This window comes from Kitasatospora sp. NPDC056273 (genome assembly GCF_042268845.1).
Taxonomy (GTDB): Bacteria; Actinomycetota; Actinomycetes; order Streptomycetales; family Streptomycetaceae; genus Kitasatospora.
On the sequence record NZ_JBHJSJ010000038.1, the window covers coordinates 1 to 2,801 of the forward strand.

Consider the following 2,801-nt stretch of genomic DNA (forward strand, 5'->3'; position numbering starts at 1 on the left):
GTCGCCGCCGAGGCCGGCGATGCGCTCGCCCTCGACGGCGAGGCGGTCGCCCTCGACGACGCCGCCGGGCAGGACCAGCCGGGCACCGGCCAGGGCAGTACGGTCACGGTCCGCGGTGGTCACGCGGTCACCTCCATGGAGAGCAGATCCCAGGCGAGCAGGCCCGCGCCCAGGGACGCGGCGGTGTCTTTGAGCATGGCGGGTACGACCTTCGGGGGCATCTGGAAGGTCAGTCGCCCGGTGACCGCCGCGCGCAGCGGAGTGAAGAGCGTGTCGCCGGCCTCGGCCAGCCCGCCGCCGACGATCACCGTGGACGGGTCGAGCAGGCTCTGGGCCAGCACGATGCCGTCCGCCAGGGCGTCGACGGCGCGCTGCCAGACCGCGAGGGCGCGGTCGTCCCCGGCGTCCACCGCGGCGGCGCAGGATGCCGCGTCGGCGTCGGGGTCGCCGCTGGTCTCGGCCCAGGCGCGGGAGACGGCGGAGGCCGAGGCCAGCGTCTCCAGGCAGCCGCGGGCGCCGCAGCCGCACTGCGGTCCGCCCGGGCGGACCACGACGTGGCCGATCTCGCCGCCGTAGCCGTGCGCGCCGGCCTCGATCCGGCCGTCGATGCCGATGGCGCCGGCGATGCCGGTGCCGAGGGCGATGAACAGGAAGCGGTCGACGCCGCGGCCGGCTCCGAGCCGGCCCTCGGCCAGGCCGCCGGAGCGCACGTCGTGGCCGAGGGCCACCGGCATCGCGCCGCCGTCCGGTCCGGCCAGGCGCTCGCCGAGGAGCTTGCGCAGCGGGAGCTCGCGCCAGCCGAGGTTGGCGGAGAAGACCGCGATGCCGTTCTTCTCGTCGATCGTGCCCGGGACGGCGACACCGGCCGCGAGCGGGGCGACGCCGAAACGGCTGCGGCCCTCGTCCGCCAGGTCGGTGGCGAAGTCGAGGATGGCGGCGACGACGGCGTCCGTGCCGTGCTCCCGCCCGGTCGGTCGGCGTGCCTCGAACAGCACGGAGCCGTCCTGGGCGAGCAGCGCGGCCTTCATGCCGGTGCCGCCTACATCGAGTGCGATGACGTGCTTCACGGAGGACAGTTTCCCTTGGGCGGGTAGAAGAGGTCTAGTCCAGTTGTCGGATTGGTCTGGTCCATACTGGGTGAGCTTTGTCGCAGCTGCGGGGGTGTGCGCGGCTTTGCGCCGGGGTGCGGGGCGGGTGCGGACCGGGGTGAGTGGGGGTTTTGTTGCGCATTGTGCAATGACGCCGAGCACTTCGATAACTACTGGGGCGGCGCCGGGCGGTGGTGTGGACCGGTGGTCGACGGGTTTGGGAGTGTTGCGCGTCCCCCTGCCGGATTCCCCCGTTCCGGCTGCGTTCACCCCCCGTTCCATCCCCCCGAAGGCGGTACCCGCGTTGAACAGGCGCGTCCACGTTCCCACCCGTGTGCTCGGCGGTGCGCTGGCCGGAGCACTGGTCCTCACCGCGGTCAGTGCCTGCGGCGGGCAGGACGACGGGCCGGTCACCCTCAGACTGGTCGCCGCCGACTACGGGGAGAGCCCCGAGACCAGCTCCCAGCACTACTGGGACGCGGTCGCCAGGGACTTCGAGGCGGCCAACCCCGGGATCAAGGTCAGCGTCGAGGTGGACAGCTGGACCGAGATCGGCAAGAAGGTCGAGGACATGATCGCGGCCGGCAAGTCGCCGGACCTGCTCCAGACCGGCGGCTTCGCGGACCAGGTCGCGGCGGACCGGCTGTACCCGGCCTCCGACGTGCTCTCGGTGGACACCCAGGCCAGGTTCCTGGACACCTTCGCGCACGCCGGGCAGGTGGTCGGGACGCAGTACGGGATCCCGTTCGTCTCCTCCTCGCGGGTGCTCTTCTACAACAAGGCGGTCTTCCGGCAGGCCGGCATCACCCAGCCGCCCGCCACCTGGAACGAGCTGCGGCAGGACGCCGAGAAGATCAAGGCCAAGGTGCCGGGGGTGACCCCGTACGGGCTGCCGCTGGGGCCGGAGGAGGCACCGGCCGAGTCGATGCTGTGGACGCTGAGCGGCGGCGGCAGCATCTCCGACGACGTCGGCAACTACACCATCGACAGCGCCCAGAACCAGGCCACCTTCGGCTGGCTGAAGAGCAACCTGGTGGCCACCGGGCTGACGTACCCGGACCCGGGCAAGATGAACCGCACCCCGGTGTTCCAGGACTTCGCCGCCGGGAAGGTCGCGATGCTGAACGGGCACCCGACCCTGCTGCGGATGGCGACCGCCGGGAAGATCGAGTTCGGCACGGCGCCGATCCCGAAGAAGGACGGCGTCGGACGGACCGGGAGCCTCGGGGTCGCGGACTGGATGATGGCGCTGAAGGCGAACGGGCACAAGAACGAGATCAAGAAGTTCCTGGCGTTCGTCTACGGCAAGGACAACCAGCTGAAGTTCGACGAGCAGTACAACCTGCTGCCGGTCACCCAGGACGCGTTCGCCCAGATGTCGTCCGACCCCAAGCACGAGGACCTCAAGCAGTTCGCGGTCGGGCTCAGCAACGCGAGCTTCTACCCGTTCGGGGACCCGGCCTGGGGCGAGGTCAGCAACCGGATCAAGGCCGGGATCGGGCAGGCCGTGACGGGGGACCCGAAGCAGGTGCTCGAAGGACTGCAGGACGCGGCGGTGAAGGAAGCGGTGAAGGTCCGCAAGTAGCAGGTCGTCGGGGCCGGGGCGTGGTTCGCCCCGGCCCCGACGGGGCTCAGGGCAGCGTGATTGGGGAGGGCGTTGGGGGGGGGGTGTGTTTTAAAAAAAATTAGCGGGCGACGAGATTTTTGGTGTTG

The 2,801-nt window shown here is 71.0% G+C and carries 2 protein-coding genes; one reads left to right on the forward strand and one right to left on the reverse strand.

Features of this window, described 5'->3' with window-relative positions; genetic code table 11:
* Positions 1-119: 119 nt before the first annotated feature.
* Positions 120-1,067 carry an ROK family protein gene (locus tag ACFCY1_RS27995; protein ID WP_049655186.1) on the reverse strand — a complete coding sequence of 316 codons (948 nt, stop codon included), beginning with the start codon at positions 1,065-1,067 and terminating at the stop codon, positions 120-122.
* A 325-nt stretch (positions 1,068-1,392) separates the two neighbouring features.
* Here ACFCY1_RS27995 and ACFCY1_RS28000 point away from each other — a divergent pair, with 325 nt between their 5' ends.
* Positions 1,393-2,673, forward strand: coding sequence for an extracellular solute-binding protein (locus ACFCY1_RS28000; RefSeq protein ID WP_074005442.1), 1,281 nt, complete (start codon positions 1,393-1,395; stop codon positions 2,671-2,673).
* Positions 2,674-2,801 lie beyond the last annotated feature (128 nt).